The organism is Methanosarcina sp. UBA289, assembly GCA_002496565.1.
Classification (GTDB): Archaea; Halobacteriota; Methanosarcinia; order Methanosarcinales; family Methanosarcinaceae; genus Methanosarcina.
The window spans coordinates 328,303-348,950 of record DAKJ01000018.1 but is presented as its reverse complement, the minus strand read 5'-3'; the positions used below and the strand labels follow the sequence as shown (position 1 = coordinate 348,950).

Below are 20,648 nucleotides of genomic sequence, written 5' to 3'. Positions count from 1 at the left end.
AGCCAGGGCAGCTTTTTACAGCATCCGAGATCTCTTTTTGAGAGCCAAGCTCAAGGGAAAACAAGTCTATTCTCCTGCGCCATCTCCACAAATGCGGATTTGACCAGCACGCCCCCAAATGCCGATTAACGGCAGAAGTCCAGATTCTTTAGAGTATTACTGTCTTTTCCTAATCCATCATTTCTTAAATCCCCGTGAATGATAAATCCGGAAGGACAGGTAATCATGCAGAACTTCTTTCTGCACGTAGATACAGACAGTATATTATCATCCCTTTGTCTATATAATAGTTCGTCCTAAAAGACTATATTAAGTCCGGAGACTTCTTCAGATACACAAAACTTCTAATGAATATACAGGAAATGAAAATACAGGAGGTACCTCTCTCAGTCGAGCCAGCAAACCTCGCATTTATCGTCTTTTTTCATGAAGAACTTTGCAGCTTCAAACCCGGCTTTTACAGAGCCGTTCATGCTTCTTTCCGGGTAATTGGTTGATGAGAACATTCCTGCCAGGTAAAGCCCGGATGGTCCTGGAGCAAACGGCAGAACCTTTTCAAGGTATCCCTGTTCATACACAGGGGCAGTATCCATTCTGCGGAAGAGTTTCGCCCAATGGATATCTGCCCTTGAAAAATCAGGAAACATCTTTTCCAGACCCTTCAGGTAGGAATCCAGGACTTCTTCTTCCTTCTTTAGCCAGAGAGCATCGTTTTCATCTTGGAAATAGGAGGTCACATAGACAAGGTGCTCTCCGTAGTCCTTAAAAGGCATAAAATTGGTATGCTCGATTACGGCTCCAAAAGGCACGTCAGCTTTTATGTTCAACCAGTAATTTCCATCTTTCATAAGTTCTTTGTCAAGACCTATAAGTGCACACGCAGTTCCCTGATAGCGGATGCTTTGCAGGGTTGTGTGAAGGGCTCCAAGCTTGCCTTTTGTGAGGGCATCCAGTACCCTGGGTTCAACCGTTGAAATCACAGCATCACAGGGTATGAAATCCCCATCTGTGACCACTCCTTGCACTGCATTGTCTTTGATTACAATTTCCGTTATTGCTTTATTCTGTAAGATCCTGCCCCCCTGTGCAGTGATTTCCCTTGCCAGAGCTTCTATCAGGGAATTGAACCCTCCTCTCAGGTACCCCAGTTTTTCTCCTTCACTTCCTCTATCTGACCTTATTTTCACACGCCCTATGAGCCAGGCTGCAGAAACATTTTCGGCATTTTCACCGAATTTGCTTTTCATGAGAGGAGCAAAAAAGTTTTCGTATACAGATTGTCCCGCAGTATCAAGAATCCAGTCTTTCGCCTTTATTCTGTCGTAGGAAGTCGTATCATTTATTAGCTTTATCCTAAGCACCAGCAACCCAAGTTTTACCAGATCCGTAAACGAAAGAGGTTTAAATCTTAGAATTTCAGCAGGAGTATTCATAGGATAATTTTTACCGTCTACGAAATAGGCATTTTTCCCCTTAAGCCACATCATTTGAATTTCAAGTCCTAATTCCCTTATCAGGTCAAGAAGTTCCGAATCGCTCCTGAATATATGATGATAATACTTCTCTATAAAATATTTTTTTCCTTTATAGTCCTGGCAATAACTTGCGGCCATCCCCCCAATTTCTTCATCTTTTTCAAAAATAACAATTTCATTCGATTTGCAGAGCTTGTACCCGGCTGACAACCCTGCAAGCCCACTTCCTATTATTACGATTTTCATATCCAATTTTTCCCTTATCTGTTTTAGCTTTTAAACAGAATCTTAATGTCCCTTAAGATTTCAAACAGATTCTAGACCCCTTCTTAGTATAAAAACTGCTAAAGTTTTATATCTCTTTTTCCACAAAGCTTCGTATAACCAATATTCCTTTAAAAATCTCTTAGCATATCGATATGCTTAACCGCTATATATGCTTTGAAACTTATATTAGAGAAGAGGATATATTAATTGAGAGATACCTCCGGATAATCCCGGAGGCTTGAGGGATAAAGGGGTGTATTACGACCAGGAAATAAACTCCGTTTTTGAAGAACTTGGGGTCTCAGAATCAGGTTTGAGTTCTCAGGAAGCAGAAGAAAGACTTAAAAAATATGGCGAAAATGAACTTGAAGAAAAGGAAAAAGTCTCGATCCTGCGACTTTTCATTTCACAGTTTACAAGTATATTAATTGTTATTTTGATAATTGCTTCTATCATTTCGGTCCTTCTTGGGGAGCTGATCGATGCTACAGTGATTCTTTTTACAGTTTTTCTTGCAGGCATTCTCAGCTTCGTGCAGGAATATCAAGCCGAAAAAGCCATTGAACTTCTAAGGTCTCTTACCTCTCCAGAAGCGACTGTTATAAGGGATGGAGTCGAAAAAGAAATTCCTTCAAAAAAGCTCGTTCCTGGAGACATTATTCTGCTTCAGACTGGAGACCGCATTCCAGCGGATGCCAGGGTCATTAAAGGGTTTAATCTCAAAACTGATGAATCTTCTCTTACGGGAGAATCCGTGCCAGTTCAGAAGAGTACTGAAGTCCTTCCTTCCGAAACTCCTGAATCTGACAGGGTAAATATGGTTTATACAGGAACTTCAGTTGCTTACGGAAGAGGCAGTGCGATTGTTACCGCAACTGGGATGAATACTACTTTTGGGGAACTAGCCGGGCTTTTGGGGACAATAGAGAGATCCAGAACTCCTTTACAGGAAAGCCTTGACAAGTTCGGTAGATGGATTGGAGCTGCAACTCTTATAATTGTAGCTTTTGTTGCAATGCTTGGCGTTTTCTACGGTTTTCCCCTGCTTGATATGTTTTTATGGGGGGTTGCCCTTGCGGTTGCTGCAATCCCTGAAGCTCTTCCTGCAGTTGTTACGGTAGGGCTTGGGCTTGGGGTAAGGCGTATGGTCAAAAGGCACGCCCTTGTGAGAAAACTGCCGTCTGTAGAAACTCTCGGAGCCACAAACGTTATCTGTTCGGATAAGACAGGCACACTTACCCAGAACAAAATGACAGTTGAAAGAATCTGCGTCAATGAGCAGATTTTAAAGATTACAGGAGCAGGATATTCTCCTGAAGGAGAGTTTTTTAAGGGAAATGTAAAAGTTACTGGAGATGAACTTCATCTTCAGACTCTCTTGCTGGGAGCTGTTCTTTGTAACGATGCTGACTTTTTTAAAGAAAATGAGAAATGGGAAATTAAAGGAGATCCGACTGAGGCAGCTCTTGTGGTTGCTGCGGCAAAGGCAGGGCTTCGTAAAGTTGAGCTTGATCAAAAGTATCCTCGTCTTGGAGAAATACCCTTTTCCTCTGAAAGAAAAAGAATGACCACCTTCAATAAACTGGAAATCGAGTCTGAAAGCTTTCCTGTTAAAGGTCTTATTGCTTTCTCAAAGGGAGCCCCTGAGGTAATTTTAGGCTCATGTACGAAGATTTTTCTTGATGGTGAAATTAAGGCTTTATCTCCCGAAATAAAGAAGTTGATTGCAGAAAAAGTCAGGGAAATGGCTGACCAAGCCCTCAGGGTCATGGCTCTCTCATTCCAACCTCTGGATGAGGATATGTTTCTTGAAAAGACTTCTTCAGGAGAAATCCCTTCAGAAGAAATTGAAAAAGATATGGCTTTTTCAGGTTTAATGGGTATGAGAGACCCCCCTAGAGAGGAAGTAAAGATTGCAATCCAGAAATGTGCAGATGCAGGCATTAAAACCGTAATGATCACAGGAGACCATAAGATTACGGCGTCTGCAATTGCAAAGGAACTCGGGATTTTAAAGGAAAACGATCTCACTCTTACAGGTTCAGAACTTGATAACCTTAGAGATGCCGAGTTCGAGGAAAAAGTCGAAAGGATTTCGGTTTATGCTAGGGTTTACCCTACCCACAAATTGAGAGTAATCGATGCCTTTAAGAAAAAGGGCTATGTCGTGGCGATGACAGGGGATGGGGTAAATGATGCTCCTGCCCTTAAAGCTGCAGATATGGGGATAGCTATGGGGATTACAGGCACGGATGTCAGCAAAGAAGCCTCAAGCATGATCCTTACGGACGATAACTTTGCGTCCATCGTTGCAGCAGTTGAGGAAGGGCGAAATATATTCAAAAACATAAGAAATTTCATCACTTACGGGCTCTCAGCTCATAGCGGTGAGGTTTTCATAGTCCTTATTTCTATCCTGGGATGGCAGATCCTACCTCTGCTTGCGGTTCAGATCCTCTGGATTAACCTGATTACAGACGGGCTTCCTCCAATGGCTCTATCAGTTGAGCCTCCAGACAATGGTATTATGAGACAGAAGCCAAGAAACGTTGAGGAAGGGCTTATCACCCGGCGGGAAATTACAGCCGGGTTGGGACTCGGAGGGCTAATTGCTCTTCAGGCTTTAATCGTTTTAACCTGGGCGGTTGATAGTGGTTTTCCACTTGAGAAATTGCAGACTCTGATTTTTACCCTTGTGGTTTTTTCAGAAATGTTTAATGCCTTCAACTGGAGGTCTGATCGTTACTCTATCTTTTCTCTGGGTCTTTTTACAAACAAACCTCTGGTTTATGCAGTTCTGATCACAATAATCCTGCAACTGATGGTAATTTATGTTCCTTTTCTCCAGACTGCGTTCAGGACTGTTCCACTTTCTCTGTCTGAATGGGGAGTAGTACTGGCTCTTGCTTCTACCACGCTCATATCTATGGAACTTGTAAAATATTTCTCAAGGAAAAGTTCTCCGGGGAAAAATCCCAGAAAAACGAATTCCGATCGCATTTAAGACTTTTAATCAGATGTCTAATGCAGATTTTAATTCCAAACCTTGTCACTGCCTACCCCTATCCCTTCGTCTACTGGCTTGAATTGCCCATTTCATACAGGCTGGGGAAATAATGATGGATACAATTACCATCAAGACCATTGCCGAAAATATTTCCTGGTTAATTATTTGCAATTCTCGTCCTATAGTGAGTATCACAAGCTCGATTCCTGCTCTCGGCATAACCCCTATGCCGAAGATCAAACTTTCGTAAGAATCGAAGCCTATCGCCTTTGACCCGATAAAACCTCCTGCTAATTTTCCTGAAAATGCTGCAAGAATAACTAAAAGAGTAAAACTGCCTGCGTTTCTCAGAGCATACGGATCAATTAAAAACCCTATAAACGCGAAAAAAATAGGGATTAAGATTCCATGAGCCAGCCCGTAAACTTTGCTCTGGATATCCTGGAGTTTGGCAAGGGGAATTTCCGACAGCACTATACCTCCTGTAAATGCTCCTATTGCTGGACTCAGTTCGAATAATTCTGCGAGATATGCAGAAAAAAGAGCTATTATAATCACCAGGGAAAATACAGCTTCTTTTGCATGCATCTTCTCCGCGTAAATAAAAAGCCTGGGAAACAGGTAATTTCCAAGGATATACATTATTAGTAGAAAAAGCAGGATCTTTCCTGCGATGATAAGAATCCCCAGGACCGGAGGAATACGGTTAAAACGGGCGAAGTTGACAACAACTGAAAGGAAAAAAAGCGCTATAATATCGTCCAGAAATGCAGATGAAAGTATTGCCGTCCCAGGTCTGCTGGAAAGGTAGTTTAAGTTTATAAGAGTTCCGAGTACTACTGCTATGCTTGTTGGGTTGAATGCTACTCCCAGAAAAAAGCTTTCAAGAAAATTGAAGTCAAAGATTCTTCCAAGCGCAAAGCCGAAGATAAAAGCAAAGACTATCTGGGAGAGGGTCGGAACAAGCGCTGTTATTGATTCAAATTTGAGGTTCTTAAGGCTCACTTCGTTATATCCGGCAGTGAAAAGTAGAAAAATAGATCCCAGTTCAGCAAAAAAAGTTATTATATCGGTTTCTACATCAAGAAAAAGAGTTCCAAGTAAGACTCCGGCCAGAATCTCTCCCGTAACTGAAGGGATACCAATTCTCTCTGCAGCTTCCCCTAAGATTTTGACACTGATAATCAAGAACAGTAGTTGAAGTAGAGCACTCACTACTGCTGGCCCCCACATTTTACTTTTAATAATCCTTTTTTCTGGTAATCTTGGTTTTATTTTCTTTTTCCCGAGAAGTCTGGATTTTAATTTGTCTTTTCTCTCAGCTTTTGGTTTTTCTTCTGCAAATCTCTTCTACAATGTCTCTCTTGGACACTATTCCTACAAGTCTATTATCTTCAATAATGCAGATCCGGTCCAGCCTGTACTTCATCATGAGGTCGGAAGCATCCTTAAGTGTGGCGTTTAAAGAGATTGTTATCGGATGAGTAATCATAATCTCTTTTGCTGTTTCTCCAAGTGACCTAATTGCCGTAATTAGGGTATGTTTTTCTCTGGGCACCAGGCACAAAAGAAGGATTTCAAGAATAATATCGAGATCTATAATGCCCACAAGTTCATTTTTATCATTCACTACAGGCAGGATATGGTAAGGATATTTTCCATAAAGAGACAAAATCTCTTCCACAGGTGTGTTTTCGTAGATTTTTACAACCTCTCTGGTCATGAGTTCGTCAATTGTCATCCAGAGGCAGGTTTCAAATCTTTCGTTTACAGATTTGGGTGGAGGACTGGGTTCAGGAGAATTCCGATGCTTGCCAGAATGTTTTCCTCTCTTCTCTCTATCTTCTGTCTCTTCTTCCTTTCTACTGCCCCGAGGAAAATTCCTCCTTGAAAAGCTATTCTCCAGCTCAAAAGTTCTGTCCACATTCGCCCCCACTTAAAAATTCCCCCCATTTACATATTTATTCCTTTTACATGCTTTTATTTCCCTGCTAGTAAAAATTTAATTTCCCTTCCCTGAGACATTATCTATCCTTCTCAAGTTTTTTATCATAGTAAAGGGTAAAGTTTTTTCCAGGGCGTAAGGAGAAAATATATGAGGCATACTTCTCTTCCGGAAGTACCTCATACATTTGATATGCTGCAGGCACGATTACTGCATCGTATTCCGTATTAGCAGGAGTCTCTGTATAATATGACGCTTTTTCATAGTCCCTTAAGTACCAAGGCAGGGGCCAGTAAAGATTTTCGGGATCTACAACGGCTATCTTTAGAGTTTCAGGCCCCTGATTGAATCCTTCAATTTTCTCCATAACTTGCCGGATATCCGGAGATGACTGTGAATACGTCATCAGTTCATTAGGCTCCATGCTCCTGTAAAAATTTACGGAAATACACTGGGTCAGGGATATTATCAGGGTAAGTGCTAGAATTCCAACGACAAGAATATGGGCTCTTGAATATCTTATCCCGGAAGCAGAATTTTTGCCTGTTCCGGAACTCATGTCTTCTATGCCTGACAAATTCTCCTGTCTTCGTCTAGGCTCCCTGGAAAAGAAATCCCCAAGGTAAGCCCCTGCCAGAATCCCGAAGGGAAGGACAATGTGTACAACAAGCCAGGGGACTTTTTCCTGGAGATAAGAATAGAGCAGTAAACTCGCAATTGCCCAGTAAGATACAAACAGGAAAAAGGAGGCATTTTTCCCCTTCTTTCTCAGAAAATGGACAATACCTGCAGTTCCGAAGATCAGAATCGGACTTTCGTATACAAGAAGAATAGGAATATAATAATAAAAAGGGCCCCCTATACGTTCAATTCTGTGCATCTCCATCCAGTGGGAAAAAGCTCTTCCCACAATTGAAAAAATAGTCTCCGGGATTCTAAAAAGGCTTGTGTAGAATATCATCATTATAAAAATGAATAGAGTGCCTGAAATCAGAATTTCCGGCAGGAATGGGGAAATAGCCGAGCTTTTAAGAAAAATGGCCCTTTTAAGGCTCAATTTTTCTTTTTTCCAGCCGGAATAAAACCTGTATAAAGAATAAACCCCTGCATAAGCTCCGAACATGAGAATGATTAGATAAGCATTCTCTTTTGAGGATACGGCAACAGCAAGAGAAGAAGCGGCAAGGATTAGATATTGGTATCGCTTTGGGCTGTGAAGGTTCTCAAGGTAGCGAATACCCCCTATAACAGTAGCCAGAGTACAGAAAACAATGATTAGATCATTCCTGAAGAATCTTGAGAAATATACCATACTCGGAGAAAAAGATAGCAAGAAGGCCGACCAGAGTACACCTCTTTTCCCAAGTTCCTTCTTAAGTAAAAAGATCAGGAGGATTGTCGCTACTCCGAAGAATACAGGGATCAGGCGTGCGGTTGTGTCGTTTATCCCCAGAAAGTGAAAGATAACTGCTGTAGAATGGAACAGAAAAGGGCCATGATAAGCCGGATCATATTTGTATTGCCCGGTTTCTAGAAGTTTAAGGGTAAAACTGGCATGTACGCTTTCATCGTGATGAAATATTCGATCCCCCAGGTCAAACAATTTTATTAACAGGGCAAAAAGGAGGATCAGAAATCCCAGTATTTTATATTTTTTTTCAGAAAGCCCTGGTGAGTTTTCGATATTGTAATCCTGACCTTGCTGCATTATTCCCCAAACCCTTCAGTGTAGCTGTTTCTTTATAAGCATACATATATTTAAGGGATAGGATGGAATAGTCTCTCATGGCTGAGGTAAAAATCAAATTATTTGCAAATTTACGTGAAAAGGCAGGCGCATCGGAGCTGCAACTGTCGGGAGAAAAGGTTATTGATATCCTTTTGTCCCTTACTGAAAGATATCCCGAGTTAAAGCATCTTATTTTTGAGAAACCCGAAGGAGAAAGTGAAGTTCCTGTTATGTGCGGTTCAATTAATGTCCTTATAAACGGAAACAATGTCCGGCATCTAGACGGGCTTGATACCCTTCTTTCGGATGGCGATGAGCTTGCAGTCCTGCCTCCGGTTTCAGGAGGCTAATTCTTTCGGGAAGGGAGATCATGGGCAGGATATTCAAAGAGCGAACTTCGGTTGATCAAGCTTTGAAACTTTTTCTCGAGCGTATTTCTGCTCTGAAGAAAACAGAAGAAATTTCACTCGAAACCTGTGCAGGCAGGGTACTTGCAGAAGCTGTAATCTCGGAAAGGAATGTGCCTCATTATCGGCGTGCTGCTATGGATGGGTACGCGGTAAGGGCTTCCGACACTATGGGAGCTTCTCCTACAAATCCGGTAATGCTGCAGCTTTCTGACCGGATAGAGGAAGGAAGTACGATCTGGGTCCATACCGGGGCTGCAATGCCTGAAGGAACCGATGCTGTCGTAGTGGTTGAGGATACCTCTACTGCAGGAAACCTTGTCGAGATCAGAGCTCAGGTCTACCCGAACAGAAATGTAGGACAGATCGGAGAAGATATAAAAAAAGAAGATAGGGTTTTTGAAGAGGGACACTTTCTCCGCCCGTGTGATGTAGCTGTGCTGGCATCTCTTGGGTTTGATAGGGTGAAGGTTTTCGAAAAGCCTGTTATTGCAGTTATTCCTACAGGAGACGAGCTAGTAAGCCGTAAAAAGAGCGTGGGTGTTCCTCCTCAGGGTATGGTGCTTGAGACTAATGGGCTAATGTCGGTCCTTTATGTGAAAAAATGGGGTGGGATTCCCCAATATCTCGATATAGTGCCTGATAACCCGGATAGTATAAAAAAGGCCATAAAATCGAACCTGGATGCCGATATGATCATTCTTTCAGGCGGAACCTCAGTAGGAAAAAGAGATCATGCCCCTGAGGTTGTAGCGTCTCTCGGAGAACTACTCGTACATGGCATAGGCGTCAGTCCTGGAAAACCGGCAGCTCTTGGAATTATAAACAATATCCCTGTCGTTTGTCTGCCCGGTTACCCTGTTGCCAGCCTTGTTGCCCTCTATTTCTTTGTCCGCCCCGGTCTAAGGAAACTGGCCACAATTCCGGAGATTCCCGAGCTTATTCTTAAAAGGCGCCTGGCTGCAAAAATCAGTTCGAAAATAGGGTACGTTAATTTCATCCGCGTTGTCTTTGAAGGAGATAGGGTTCGCCCTTTGACCGGAGCCAAATCCGGGGTTCTGAGTTCAGTTGCAAAGGCTGATGGGTATGTACTTGTGCCAGAAAACATTGAAGGGTATGAAGAAGGAGAAGAGGTAGATGTCTTCTTAATCGAGTAATACTCTCTTTTTCTCTCAAAATACCTTTTTTGATCTTATTGTTTAGTCTTATTGTTTTATGGAAAAGAGTTACAGTAACTTTTATTCTGCTTCTTTTATGAAAACAGGTTAAATTATAGGTGAATTACTCTTCTTTTCTCCTTCGAAGTTCCGGAAGGACTCTTCCCCTTTCTTAGATAAAGTTTTATACTTCAAGGGCTAATTAAGCAGAGAAACCCGAGCTAAATATTCTTATCTAAAATGTTTTGAGCTAATTGTTCAGACTAAAATCTAAATTTTCAAGCGATTCTTTAAGTGAAAATGATGCCTTCCACGTATAAAGATCTGGATAAGATTTTTCTCATAGGGGTCGGTGGGTTCCTTGGAGCAATCTGCCGGTTTTTACTCTGTGAGCCCATGGAAGCACATCTCGGTACCCTTTCTGTGAATGTGTTAGGAAGTTTTCTGCTCGGCCTGCTAATGTACGACACGGAGTATATTGGGTTTATAGGCCCAAAAGGAAAGCTTGCTTTCGGGACCGGGTTTATTGGAGCCTTTACAACATTTTCCACGTTTGCAGTTCAGTCTTTCAACCTACCCTTTCTCCCTGCTCTAGGAAATATTAGCGTCAACCTGTTTCTTACCCTAGCTGGTGTGTTTATGGGAAGGAGCACAATAAAAGCCCTTTCAGGCAGGGAGAAATAAAGAGATGTTCTCCTTTCCAGGACTGGGAAAACTCTTTTTGATAGGTATGGGCGGTTTCATAGGGGCATGCCTTAGATATACGGTTTTAAGCCGGGTTCCCAGGATCAAGAACATCCCTGCAGGCACACTTATCGTGAACCTCTTAGGTACTATTATGCTTGCCATTCTCACTTTTTCTTCTGAGCCACAATCTATGGTTTATTTTGTAAATATGGGAATTTTAGGTTCCTTTACCACGTTTTCTACCTTCGCGTATGAAACTTTCAAATTGCTTGAAGAAGGAAAAAATCTCTCGTTTTTCCTGAATATTTTTCTTAACGTTGCACTCTGCCTCGCAGGGGTAAGCATTGCAGATCTGATTGTCGGTTTGTGAGCTTGAAATCGCCCAAGCCCGTAATGGACTCCCGAAGTAAGTACAATGTAAATGCATCTAAAAAGCTACTTTATAAAAACGAAGATTTCAAAAGAAAATTCAAAAAAGTTAAGTTAAAAAAGTAACTCAAAAAAGTTAAATTAAAAAGCTCTTAAAATCATTTTACAAGAGCTTTTGCAGATCTTCTGATAAAGCGCCTCTTGTGACCTGAAGAAGTGAAGCGCTGTGCAGGTCCTGGGTGTGCTTTTTGAGCCTGTGACTTCTGGACCTTGATTACTCTGCCTTTTCTGCCTTTTACTTTTACCCAATCAATACTGCCGGTTTTGCCCATTATCATTCCTCGTTAAACTTTAATTTTAATATTCTCTGAATTTATTTGTAATTTATCACGTAATATATCCAGGTATTCGCTTATTGCTGGACACTGCCGGTTGCCGCGGATTTTTTTCTTCTCCTCGGCAGGGTCTCAATAAACAGATATTTAAGCAGGTATTTCCTGGTTCGATAGTGTTAAATCGATAATTCTCAATGATTTTGAAGAATATCTAATATTCCTTAAAAGCCTGAAAGTGCGAAATTATAAATGTCATCAAGCCTTGGGTTTATCATAGAAAGAAATGCTAGTAATTAAATGTTACGGACATTGGATTAAAATCAGGTAGACTTGCAGGATTCTTTTTCTTAAAAAGGTGATTAGCGTAAAAAAGAATGACATTGAAACAAGGCTTGCAGATGCACAGGAAGAACTTGCAGGCGTAAAGAAATTTCCTGACTCTGAATTTATAGGCATTATTAAAGAACTGGGATTCAGGTGTGAACTCTGCGCACGCTGTTGTACCAAAGAGTTTAACGACCATGTTTTCCTGCTAGATGCCGATCTGGTCATTATAAGGCAAATAAATCCGGATTCCATCACTCCTGCTCCTTATTACGAGTTTTGTGACCAAAAGGGCAGGTTTTATGTTTCAGGCTACGCCCTGAAAACAAAGCCAGACGGTTCCTGTATTTTCCTTGAGAATAAGCGCTGCAAAATTTATGATAAACGTCCTTCAATCTGCAGGGTTTATCCTTATATGCTCCATCGGGAAGCTGACGACTCAGGCAAGGTGGACTGGCGCCAGATAAGCGGCTTAAACGAGCATGGAAGCTATTATTCCGAACTTGACAACTCCGAATGTGAAGCAATTGCGCGAGAAACCAGAGCCTATGAAGAGGCTTACCTTATACAGATGATCGGGTTTCTTGAAGCTGTGGAAGCCCACTTCAGAAAAAATGGCCTGAAACACGTTCAAAGCATATATGACCGCAAAATACGTGAATTTCTTAAGGGCAAGTGCGAACTTGAAGTGTTTGTATGCTATAAGGGCGGGTTTGAAAAATGCGATCTCAAGCCTGATGCTGATTAAGAACAGAATCTAATAGATAAAAAAGCAGATTTAAAAATTCAAACAACTGTTTAAATGAAAAAAAGGGATTATAAATATTATCTTCCTTTTTACCTTGCTTTTTTGTCTTTTACCTTCCATTTAAGGAGTATCCCATCTTCGATTTTTTCGGCTGAAGACAGCTCCAGCTCAGGGATTTCAGTTTCTGAAAATCCTTCTCCGTCAGTGAAAGTTGGGGCTGTAGCGCCGCCTATAATAAGGTTTCCTATAAAGGTGTAAATTTCATCAACAAGGCCTGCAGAAAGCATTCCCCAGTTGAGGGTTGCTCCTCCCTCTACCATAAGTGTATTTATACCCATTTCCTTTAATCTTACTGCAAGCTCAGGAAGGTCAACTTTTTCAGTCCCTGCTTTAATAACGAGAGCTTTTTCTTCCAGTTTTTTTATCTTTTCGGCAGGAGCAGAATTTGAAACTGCGATTATCTTCATTCCCTCTCCTTTTTTGAAAATATCGGCATCAAGAGGAGTCCTTGCTGAACTGTCAACAATAATCCTTACCGGATTTTCACTTTTTCCAGCAGCTTTTCTCGCTGCTCTTCTTTCTGGAGACTTTACAGTTAAGCTCGGATCGTCTGAAAGGACGGTTCCTATTCCCACCATAATTGCATCTATTTGGGCTCGGAGTTCGTCGACCCTTTCAAAATCAAGTTTTCCGGAGATTCTGACCTGTTTTCTTTTTTTTGTTGAGAGTTTGCCGTCGGCTGACATAGCAGAATTTATAAAAACAAAAGGTCTGTCCATTTTTCTAGCTCCTGAAAAAAGTAGCTTAGGAGGTGTTTCTCGGGAAACTTGCCTCCTTTCTTGAAAAATTCTTGAATAGGCATCAAATAGCCTTATTTTTTTCTTAAACAGTTTTTTTCTTCTTCGCTTCAAGTTAAAAGGTTTAACAATTCTTTGAAACGAAATTTAATCTGAACTTATTCGATTTCTATTAGAGGCTTCAGGAGATCGTGGTCTCTCAAAAGTCCCTGAAGTTTACGGTTTGAATTAATGATCGGGACCTGGTCGATCCTGTTCCGCTTCATTTTCCGTGCACAGTCACTGACCGATGCAATATACGTGGCAGTGATTGGTTCCTTGATCATTATATCGCTTCCGATAAGGTTGGGAACCTTAATTCTTGATACACTGTAATAGATGCTCATGGTGTCTCGCATTGACTCCCAGGTCCAAGCATCGTCATCCTGACCTGCAGACATGTCTGACATCTCTACACTATCTTCAATTATGCTGGCAGCAATAACGTCACGGTCTGAAATTATTCCTACGAGCTCTAAGTTTGCATCGAGTACTGGAACGGCTTTAACAACTGCAAGCTCCATAATCCTGGCAGCAACAGGCAGAGGTGTTTCACTGTAAATTGCAACGACTTCTTTTTCTACATAGTCCTTAATCGGAATATCAATGTTCATATCTGCAATTGCGCCTACAACGTCTGCCACGGTAACAAGCCCTACAAGCTTCCCGTCATCTACTACCGGAAGCCTTCTTATGCCATGTTCCAAAAGTAAGCGTGCTGCAGTCTGCAGATCTGACCCAGGGGATATGGTTATCGGATCCCGTGTCATAAGAAGAGCTAGTTGCTCTTCTTCAGGGTTCTGTAAAAGATTTGTCCTGGTTACAATTCCCACAACTTTAGAATCTTTAAGTACCGGAACTCCTGAAATGTGTTTGTTCTTTAGAATTTTAAGAACTTCGTCCCTTGAACCTGGAAGGGTTGCGCTTGCTACATCCCTTACCATGATATCTTCAATGAAGATGCTTTTTGGCATGTAATCTACACCTTTATGTATTTTGAATCCTGGTTTTCTTCTACTATGTCTCTTCTCTCAAAAGGCTTCCAGTCAACAGAAAGTCTTAACTTTGTTTTTCACTCCGGACTACCAGGACAGGGACTTTCGAGCCTCTTACTACTTTATCCGCAACGCTCCCCATCAGAAATCTGTCGAGCCCGGTTTTGCCAAGGGTACCTACAACTATCAGATCAACATTATTTTTCTCTGCAAAATCTATAATCTCATTGCTTGGGTGACCTTCCAAAATCATTTCTCTAACTTCAACTCCTGAGACCTTTCCGCGTTCCTTTACCACGGATATTGCTTTCTCCCCCTCTTCTCTCAGGATATTATACATTTCTTCCCAGCCCGCATCCATAGGTATCGAAGAAAAAGAAGTCATATCTATTACGTAAAGAGCGTGAACTGTGGCCCCGCTGAGTTTTGCAAGCTCAATACCGTAAGAAATAGCTCTCAGGGTGTTTTCAGATCCGTCTGTTGCAATCACTATGTTCCGGTAAAATTCGCTCATCATATTTGTTCTCCATTTGTTTTACGAATGAAATACCGATAGTATATCATCGGGTCTTGCCCTTCTTGTGATTCCACTTATGGGGTTCTTTATTCCTGCAAGATTATTGGAACTTCCATTCAGGATCATGAGATTAGCTTTATTCCCCTTTTGTATTGAACCCGTAGAATCAGATCCCATTACAAAGGAACCATTAAGTGTACAAATTTTAAATACTTGCCTATCGTCAATTGAATAAATTTTAGACATAAATTCCATTTCAGCAAACATATTTACAGAATTTAACATTACATTATCCGTTCCTGCAGCTACTGTTATTCCAGCTTCCAGCATTTCGGCAATAGGTGCCATTCCCACTCCAGTAATAAGGTTCGATCTGGGACAGACAACAACCGGAATCTTCGCATCAGCTACGTATTCAATATCTCTTTTTGTAGCATTTGTCAAATGAATCAGGAGATCCGGTTCCAGAGACAATGCTTTTTCTATATCACTCGTATCTTTTTCTCCTGCATGGATTGCAAATAATTTTTTGTGCTGTCGTGTAAAAGTAGCAATCTCCTCCAATAATTCGAGATCAAGGTCATTTGCCCCACTCATTCCAAGTCCGGTGGAACGCAGAAAAATCCTTTTTACTTCAGACAGCACGACCTGAAGAGGCAATTCAGGCTCTGCAGGTCTACCAAGTACCATGGAGTGAAGTTTAAGTCCTTCGAGCGCCTTATTCAGAGCGGATACCCCTACAACACCCCCTTCTCTGAAATCAGCAAAAGCACAGGTTCCGGTTTCTATCATGTCCAGCAGGGACTTTCTCATGCACTCGATCAGAGTTTTGTATGGTGTTTCTCTTAATATCTTATGCTTTAACCCGTCAGGAGGCTTTACAAGAGTATCTAGGTCTCTTTGAATCCGAAATCCGGAGACTTTTCCCAGAGGGGGATCTTTGAATACCGAATCTCCAAGGTGAGTATGTGCATTGACAAAACAGGGAGCAATTATGTTCGTAGAGGATGTACGCTCTTCCCCAATTTCAGTAATTATTCCTTTCTTTATGCAGACGTAACCCTCAATCGGTTCTAGTTCAGGGCCTGCAATAATTATCCCGGGAATTATCTGTTCAGTGCCGTACATATATACGCACCTCAGCTATCCATTAAGCACCTGTGCTAAATTTGTAGAGCAAATATATACATAATATATAAGGTTTTCTTCAAATTTTTTATGTTATACTCTTTTTAGAATGTATCTTTTAAAGTTTTACTTTTTAAGAATCCAATTTCTGAAAATATGATTTTTTAAGGATTTAAATTGCTTATTACTTTTTTCCTTTTTAAATAGTTTAATGAACGCCTGTCATTATTTATAATTTACAGTTATTCTGTATTTATTCAAACTATCTTTCCACGTTCTCAGGTTGCTTTATGTTGCTCTTCGAGTTGAAACCATTATCTCTTGAGATAAATAGGTCTTTAATATAAATGCCTCCTTAAAAATATATGCAAGATAGTAAATCCATAGTTCTCCGATATTTTTATATATTATTGTATATGTAATATAGTTCCGTCGCATTGTATAGGTCCTTGCATGAGGTAATGGAAAATCCTGACTGTGAGTGTACAGACAACCCCAATGCGGTACATCGATAGTGTGACACTGGCCCTGCACGAGGGTAACTGAAAGTGACTGCGGAAAACCAGAGGATGAGCTTTCGGAGTTAGTGCGCCAGGGCTACAGCACTATTTTTCTCCTTATTTTAAAAATTTTTTCAGGTGTTCTTTGAGTAATGGAATCTAATTTTTATTTTAGCCTAATATTCCGCTAGCTTGCAGTCGGATAAGCCAGCGTAACTTTTCCAGAGGACTTCTACATAGCCAATCTCATCTGTCTGAAATCTTTTAATTTTATATCTACTATTGTTTCCGGTTATTTCTTTACTTTAATGGGTCAATCCGTTATTGATTTATATAATACCTTCAGAAAGATAATAGATATGTCCTTTGAAGAGGCAATAACAGATCTGGGATCCAGTATAATTGTTGATATAGAGGTTACTCCCGGTTCTAAATCGATTTCAGTTCCGAGCGGTTATAATGAGTGGCGCAAGCGAATTGAAGTAAAGCTAACTAAAAATGCCCAGAAAGGAAAGGCAAACGAACAGCTTGTAGAATGCCTAGCTAAACTCTTTGGAATTAGCAGTTCGAATATTCTTATACACAGCGGGGCAACAAGCAGTAAGAAGTCCTTATTGTTAAAAGGAGTTTCATATCAACAGGCAATTTCAATTTTTGGAGCTCATTTAAAAAAATAACTTCGGATTCAAAAAGACAGTATTTAAAAAAGAACCGGATTTTAAGAGTAACTTTTCTATCTCCTACCAAGCAAAAGGAAGTTCTCTTTAAATTGCAGTTCTTTTACAGTTTTAATTAATAAAAAGGTTGCAGACAACGTGGCTGATGTTGAAACTTACCGAAAAAGGCTTGAAAGAATTGAAGAGATACTCTCCGAACTCTCCGAGTATTCAGAAAAGGGAGCAATTATTATTGTTGAAGGAAAAAGAGATGTCCTTTCACTAAAAAGGCTTGGAATTGAAGGCAATTTTGAACTTGCAACTCAACACTCTCTTTTTAATTTCTCCGAGAGAATTGCCCAGCTTGGTAGCGAAGTAATTATATTAACCGATTGGGACAGACGAGGTGACATACTGGCTATAAAGCTTTCAGGATATTTCCAAAGTTTTGGTTTGAAACCCGAGCTTGAAATCCGAAATAAACTTCGGTTCATCTCTCAGAAGGAAATCAAAGATGTAGAAAGCCTATACTCCTATGTTTCCAAGCTGAGAATGAAAACTGGCTCCCGCTCAAATAAGGGTTTCAAATAATTTATATCTTAAAAAAGAAATTAAGAGTCAAACTCAAAAATTAATATTAAACTTAGTATTTAAATTTATATCTATAACTGGCGAAGTTCTTTCATTCTTTATGCATGGGATTGGAAGTTTCTCCTTTTTCCTGAATCATTTCCATACTTTGTGGATTCTTCTGATGATTGAATGTTCGGTCAAATTCCGGATATTTTGGAAACTTGCCAGCCAGCTCTTCAAACATTTTGTGTCTTGGACTGATAATGATTATATGAGCAGGAGGATGAATTTTCTTTAACCTACTAATTGCCGCCCCTGCATGATTATTCAATTCCACCAGTGCTGCAGAATTACATTTTGACTTAAGGGATACACCCATTACACTAACAAGAAGTTCATCAGCATAGTTTGGTTCTATGCATTTTGGAGTAGCTGAAAATTGAATATGTCCGTATCGTTCTAGATCATGTAAGGCTATTTTTACCTTATCCGAGTCGTCTGCCCGGACTAATGCGAATGATTTCATTTTTTACACACCACCAATATACTGAAGTTATCCCCATTTCGATATGGATTTACCCCTATAATAATCTTTGTGTATGAGATATGCTGAACAGCCAGGGATTTCGAAAATTACTGGTTTCCTATGACCTTTTTAGCGCTTTTATGGTACTATAAATAGTCTAGGCTCCGGGCTGTAAAATTTATTTCTCTCATTTATGAGATTTTCAAAAATTATAAGGGTTCCTTGCAATTTCTTTTTTCAGATGTAGTATACGCTTCCAGTTATGAAGTCACGTATTCTATAGTTATATTCCTCGTATATATATTCGTTTTGAAATAATATCGGCTCTTAGGTGTTTAGAATAAGTGAGTTATAGTTACTCTCTAGATATGGGCAACATAGAAAACAATTTGTTTACAAAAACATATCCTAGAGAGATGTTTACCTATTTAGAGTGATTACTTTTTAACTGGGTAATTATTTCCAATCTTCCCAAGACAAAAAAACCAATAATATTTCTCAATAAGAAAGTTTTCATCTCCCAATAAGAAATGTTTTTTTTTGAGTTTCTCCTTTTCCGGGTTTCTATATATTATTACTTTTTAATTCTATATAATAAGATTCAATTTCACAAATTATATAATTATACTGACTTTACTAAAATTATCAGAGAGTGGTTTTATTTGGTTCATCGAGCTACTTAGGGTTAATTGCCAACCTTACTAGAATTAAAAATAAACTTTAATAAGATAAAGCCCTACTTCAGATGAATTTAAAAAATAGAACTTTCTTTACTCTCTTTTCTTCCATATCTATTTCTGAACGCAGCGGGAAGAATTAATACATCAACAGAATTATGAGTATATCATTAATATTTAAAGAAAAAAATTATCTTTAGTTTAATTACAATATCATTACAATATTCAATCTAGTTCAACACTATTATTCAATAATGAATCTGTAATTCAATAATCAGATGTATTACTTATACACAGTAGCACCAAATCTCCTGTGAGTTGACTGATACAATTAATATATTTGGCTGCTCAGCTTCCGAATTAGGGCATTCAGAAGTTATTATTATCAAATGGTGATTATATGGCTGAAGATATTAAAGCTAAAGTAATAAAGGAAAAAAAGGCATCGATTGAACTTTCCAGTGTTAGTACGGAAATAAAAAATCGAGCACTTGAGGCCATGGCTCAGGCTCTTGACAATGAAAGGAAAGCTATTCTAGACGCAAATTCAAAAGATCTTGAATATGCAGTGGAACTGAAAAAGAAAGGGAAGCTCACTCAGGCTCTTGTAGACAGGCTTAAAGTGAATGACTCAAAAATTGACGGAATGATAGCAGGAATCAGAGATGTAATTAAACTCAAGGATCCTGTAGGCGATACCATTTCTACTCTTGAGCTGGACAAAGATCTTATTCTCTACCAGGTGAGCTGTCCAATCGGCCTTATAGGGGTTATCTTTGAATCCAGACCTGACGTGGTGCCTCAGGTCATGTCTCTTTGCCTTAAGAGTGGAAACGCGACCATCTTCAAAGGCGGAAGTGAAGCCAAAGAGTCTAACCGTACTATTTTCCAGATTCTTGTAAAAGCTATAGAATCTACCGACGGCATGCCGGCAGGGGCTTTCCAGCTTATGGAAACCAGAGAAGAGATAATGGATCTTTTGAGTCTTGATGCCTATGTAGATCTCCTTATTCCCAGAGGTTCAAATGAGTTTGTTAAGTTTATCCAGGAAAATACGAAAATCCCGGTACTTGGGCATACCAGCGGGATCTGTCATATCTATGTGGATGAGTATGCAGATCTCGATACAGCCTGGAAGGTCTGCTTCGATGCGAAAGTACAGTATCCAGCAGTCTGCAATGCCATTGAAACCCTTCTGGTAAACCGTAAAATTGCGGATGCTTTCCTGCCGAAAATGGCAGAGATGTACCTTGGTGCAGGGGTTGAATTGCGCTGTGATGAAGACAGTTATACTCTGCTTGAAAAAAGAGGGCTTTCTCCTCTCTCAAGAGCTACGGAAGATGACTGGAGTCTTGAATACAATGATCTTATCCTTTCGATAAAACTCGTTGATACGATAAAGGAAGCCATTGATCACATAAACACGTTTGGTTCCCATCACACCGATGGAATAATAACCGAGAATGCTTCACGAAGAAAAGAGTTTACAGCGCTTGTTGATTCGTCAAGTGTTATGGTAAATGCCTCAACCCGTTTTGCAGACGGCTATCGTTATGGAAAAGGAGCCGAGGTCGGAATCAGTACAAACAAAATCCATTCCCGTGGGCCTGTAGGCATGGAAGGTCTACTGATCTATAAATATATCTTGCTCGGGAAAGGGCAGGTTGTTGCAGACTACGCAGGAGAAAATGCAAAGCCCTATACACACAGGAAACTTGATCTTAAGTTTGAAGATGTAAATTGAAAACCATATTGAAAATTATGATATATTTATATAGCTGAATTGAAAT

At 40.1% G+C, this 20,648-nt stretch carries 19 protein-coding genes; 9 read left to right on the top strand and 10 right to left on the bottom strand.

Going from position 1 to position 20,648, the window contains the following annotated elements; translation table 11 throughout:
- Positions 1 to 386: 386 nt before the first annotated feature.
- Positions 387 to 1,721 carry an NAD(P)/FAD-dependent oxidoreductase gene (locus BP549_RS09435; RefSeq protein WP_292380060.1) on the bottom strand — a complete coding sequence of 445 codons (1,335 nt, stop codon included), beginning with the start codon at positions 1,719 to 1,721 and terminating at the stop codon, positions 387 to 389.
- Between the two features lie 259 nt (positions 1,722 to 1,980).
- On the opposite strand from BP549_RS09435, the gene BP549_RS09430 reads away from it, so the two are divergent.
- Positions 1,981 to 4,746, top strand: coding sequence for a cation-translocating P-type ATPase (locus BP549_RS09430; protein ID WP_292380058.1), 2,766 nt, complete (start codon positions 1,981 to 1,983; stop codon positions 4,744 to 4,746).
- Positions 4,747 to 4,791: 45 nt separating this feature from the next.
- Here the strand turns inward: BP549_RS09430 and BP549_RS09425 are convergent, their stop codons facing one another.
- The 3 genes from BP549_RS09425 to BP549_RS09415 form a co-directional block, all read right to left on the bottom strand.
- Positions 4,792 to 5,982 carry a cation:proton antiporter gene (locus BP549_RS09425; RefSeq protein WP_292380056.1) on the bottom strand — a complete coding sequence of 397 codons (1,191 nt, stop codon included), beginning with the start codon at positions 5,980 to 5,982 and terminating at the stop codon, positions 4,792 to 4,794.
- 85 nt (positions 5,983 to 6,067) lie between these two features.
- Positions 6,068 to 6,685, bottom strand: coding sequence for an HPP family protein (locus tag BP549_RS09420; protein WP_292380054.1), 618 nt, complete (start codon positions 6,683 to 6,685; stop codon positions 6,068 to 6,070).
- An 88-nt stretch (positions 6,686 to 6,773) separates the two neighbouring features.
- Complete coding sequence (locus BP549_RS09415) at positions 6,774 to 8,402, bottom strand: flippase activity-associated protein Agl23 (protein WP_292380051.1); 1,629 nt, start codon at positions 8,400 to 8,402, stop codon at positions 6,774 to 6,776.
- A gap of 77 nt (positions 8,403 to 8,479) precedes the next feature.
- Here BP549_RS09415 and BP549_RS09410 point away from each other — a divergent pair, with 77 nt between their 5' ends.
- From BP549_RS09410 to crcB (BP549_RS09395), 4 genes are all read left to right on the top strand, one after another.
- A complete protein-coding gene (locus tag BP549_RS09410; RefSeq protein WP_292380049.1) occupies positions 8,480 to 8,773 on the top strand; it encodes a ubiquitin-like small modifier protein 1 in 294 nt (97 codons plus the stop codon).
- A 20-nt stretch (positions 8,774 to 8,793) separates the two neighbouring features.
- Positions 8,794 to 9,987, top strand: a complete 1,194-nt coding sequence (gene glp / locus BP549_RS09405) for a gephyrin-like molybdotransferase Glp (RefSeq protein WP_292380048.1) — start codon at positions 8,794 to 8,796, stop codon at positions 9,985 to 9,987.
- Between the two features lie 303 nt (positions 9,988 to 10,290).
- A complete protein-coding gene (gene crcB / locus BP549_RS09400; RefSeq protein WP_292380787.1) occupies positions 10,291 to 10,671 on the top strand; it encodes a fluoride efflux transporter CrcB in 381 nt (126 codons plus the stop codon).
- A 4-nt stretch (positions 10,672 to 10,675) separates the two neighbouring features.
- Positions 10,676 to 11,044 (top strand): fluoride efflux transporter CrcB, encoded by a 369-nt coding sequence (gene crcB, locus BP549_RS09395; protein WP_292380045.1) that lies wholly within the window; start codon positions 10,676 to 10,678, stop codon positions 11,042 to 11,044.
- 157 nt (positions 11,045 to 11,201) lie between these two features.
- On the opposite strand, the gene BP549_RS09390 is transcribed toward crcB (BP549_RS09395), so the two are convergent.
- On the bottom strand, positions 11,202 to 11,375 hold the full coding sequence (locus BP549_RS09390; protein WP_292374182.1) for a DUF5350 domain-containing protein: 174 nt from the start codon (positions 11,373 to 11,375) through the stop codon (positions 11,202 to 11,204).
- Between the two features lie 358 nt (positions 11,376 to 11,733).
- On the opposite strand from BP549_RS09390, the gene BP549_RS09385 reads away from it, so the two are divergent.
- On the top strand, positions 11,734 to 12,450 hold the full coding sequence (locus tag BP549_RS09385) for a YkgJ family cysteine cluster protein (RefSeq protein WP_292380042.1): 717 nt from the start codon (positions 11,734 to 11,736) through the stop codon (positions 12,448 to 12,450).
- A gap of 89 nt (positions 12,451 to 12,539) precedes the next feature.
- Here BP549_RS09385 and BP549_RS09380 read toward each other — a convergent pair whose 3' ends face one another.
- The 4 genes from BP549_RS09380 to BP549_RS09365 all read right to left on the bottom strand — a co-directional run bounded on the left by BP549_RS09380 (position 12,540) and on the right by BP549_RS09365 (position 15,926).
- Positions 12,540 to 13,229, bottom strand: a complete 690-nt coding sequence (locus tag BP549_RS09380; protein ID WP_292374178.1) for a 2,5-diamino-6-(ribosylamino)-4(3H)-pyrimidinone 5'-phosphate reductase — start codon at positions 13,227 to 13,229, stop codon at positions 12,540 to 12,542.
- Between the two features lie 176 nt (positions 13,230 to 13,405).
- Positions 13,406 to 14,260, bottom strand: a complete 855-nt coding sequence (locus tag BP549_RS09375) for a CBS domain-containing protein (protein ID WP_292374176.1) — start codon at positions 14,258 to 14,260, stop codon at positions 13,406 to 13,408.
- An 85-nt stretch (positions 14,261 to 14,345) separates the two neighbouring features.
- Complete coding sequence (locus tag BP549_RS09370) at positions 14,346 to 14,798, bottom strand: universal stress protein (RefSeq protein ID WP_292374174.1); 453 nt, start codon at positions 14,796 to 14,798, stop codon at positions 14,346 to 14,348.
- Positions 14,799 to 14,816: 18 nt separating this feature from the next.
- A complete protein-coding gene (locus tag BP549_RS09365; protein WP_292380041.1) occupies positions 14,817 to 15,926 on the bottom strand; it encodes an amidohydrolase family protein in 1,110 nt (369 codons plus the stop codon).
- Between the two features lie 859 nt (positions 15,927 to 16,785).
- Between BP549_RS09365 and BP549_RS09360 the strand changes: the two genes are divergently transcribed.
- Together BP549_RS09360 and BP549_RS09355 are read left to right on the top strand one after the other, a co-directional pair.
- Entirely contained in the window at positions 16,786 to 17,103 is a 318-nt protein-coding gene (locus BP549_RS09360; RefSeq protein WP_394339076.1) for a DUF167 domain-containing protein, read from the top strand.
- 138 nt (positions 17,104 to 17,241) lie between these two features.
- Entirely contained in the window at positions 17,242 to 17,673 is a 432-nt protein-coding gene (locus tag BP549_RS09355; RefSeq protein WP_292374170.1) for a toprim domain-containing protein, read from the top strand.
- A gap of 91 nt (positions 17,674 to 17,764) precedes the next feature.
- Here BP549_RS09355 and BP549_RS09350 read toward each other — a convergent pair whose 3' ends face one another.
- Positions 17,765 to 18,181, bottom strand: a complete 417-nt coding sequence (locus tag BP549_RS09350) for a DUF356 domain-containing protein (RefSeq protein ID WP_292374168.1) — start codon at positions 18,179 to 18,181, stop codon at positions 17,765 to 17,767.
- A 1,077-nt stretch (positions 18,182 to 19,258) separates the two neighbouring features.
- On the opposite strand from BP549_RS09350, the gene BP549_RS09345 reads away from it, so the two are divergent.
- Entirely contained in the window at positions 19,259 to 20,602 is a 1,344-nt protein-coding gene (locus BP549_RS09345; RefSeq protein ID WP_292380038.1) for a glutamate-5-semialdehyde dehydrogenase, read from the top strand.
- Positions 20,603 to 20,648: the final 46 nt, after the last annotated feature.

Bases quoted from the DNA above. Each gene is read 5' to 3' on its own strand.
- BP549_RS09435 (WP_292380060.1), bottom strand. From the start codon at position 1,721: ATGAAAATCGTAATAATAGGAAGTGGGCTTGCAGGGTTGTCAGCCGGG.
- BP549_RS09425 (WP_292380056.1), bottom strand. From the start codon at position 5,982: ATGTGGGGGCCAGCAGTAGTGAGTGCTCTACTTCAACTACTGTTCTTG.
- BP549_RS09415 (WP_292380051.1), bottom strand. From the start codon at position 8,402: ATGCAGCAAGGTCAGGATTACAATATCGAAAACTCACCAGGGCTTTCT.
- BP549_RS09410 (WP_292380049.1), top strand. From the start codon at position 8,480: ATGGCTGAGGTAAAAATCAAATTATTTGCAAATTTACGTGAAAAGGCA.
- glp (WP_292380048.1), top strand. From the start codon at position 8,794: ATGGGCAGGATATTCAAAGAGCGAACTTCGGTTGATCAAGCTTTGAAA.
- crcB (WP_292380787.1), top strand. From the start codon at position 10,291: ATGCCTTCCACGTATAAAGATCTGGATAAGATTTTTCTCATAGGGGTC.
- crcB (WP_292380045.1), top strand. From the start codon at position 10,676: ATGTTCTCCTTTCCAGGACTGGGAAAACTCTTTTTGATAGGTATGGGC.
- BP549_RS09390 (WP_292374182.1), bottom strand. From the start codon at position 11,375: ATGGGCAAAACCGGCAGTATTGATTGGGTAAAAGTAAAAGGCAGAAAA.
- BP549_RS09380 (WP_292374178.1), bottom strand. From the start codon at position 13,229: ATGGACAGACCTTTTGTTTTTATAAATTCTGCTATGTCAGCCGACGGC.
- BP549_RS09375 (WP_292374176.1), bottom strand. From the start codon at position 14,260: ATGCCAAAAAGCATCTTCATTGAAGATATCATGGTAAGGGATGTAGCA.
- BP549_RS09370 (WP_292374174.1), bottom strand. From the start codon at position 14,798: ATGATGAGCGAATTTTACCGGAACATAGTGATTGCAACAGACGGATCT.
- BP549_RS09365 (WP_292380041.1), bottom strand. From the start codon at position 15,926: ATGTACGGCACTGAACAGATAATTCCCGGGATAATTATTGCAGGCCCT.
- BP549_RS09360 (WP_394339076.1), top strand. From the start codon at position 16,786: ATGTCCTTTGAAGAGGCAATAACAGATCTGGGATCCAGTATAATTGTT.
- BP549_RS09350 (WP_292374168.1), bottom strand. From the start codon at position 18,181: ATGAAATCATTCGCATTAGTCCGGGCAGACGACTCGGATAAGGTAAAA.
- BP549_RS09345 (WP_292380038.1), top strand. From the start codon at position 19,259: ATGGCTGAAGATATTAAAGCTAAAGTAATAAAGGAAAAAAAGGCATCG.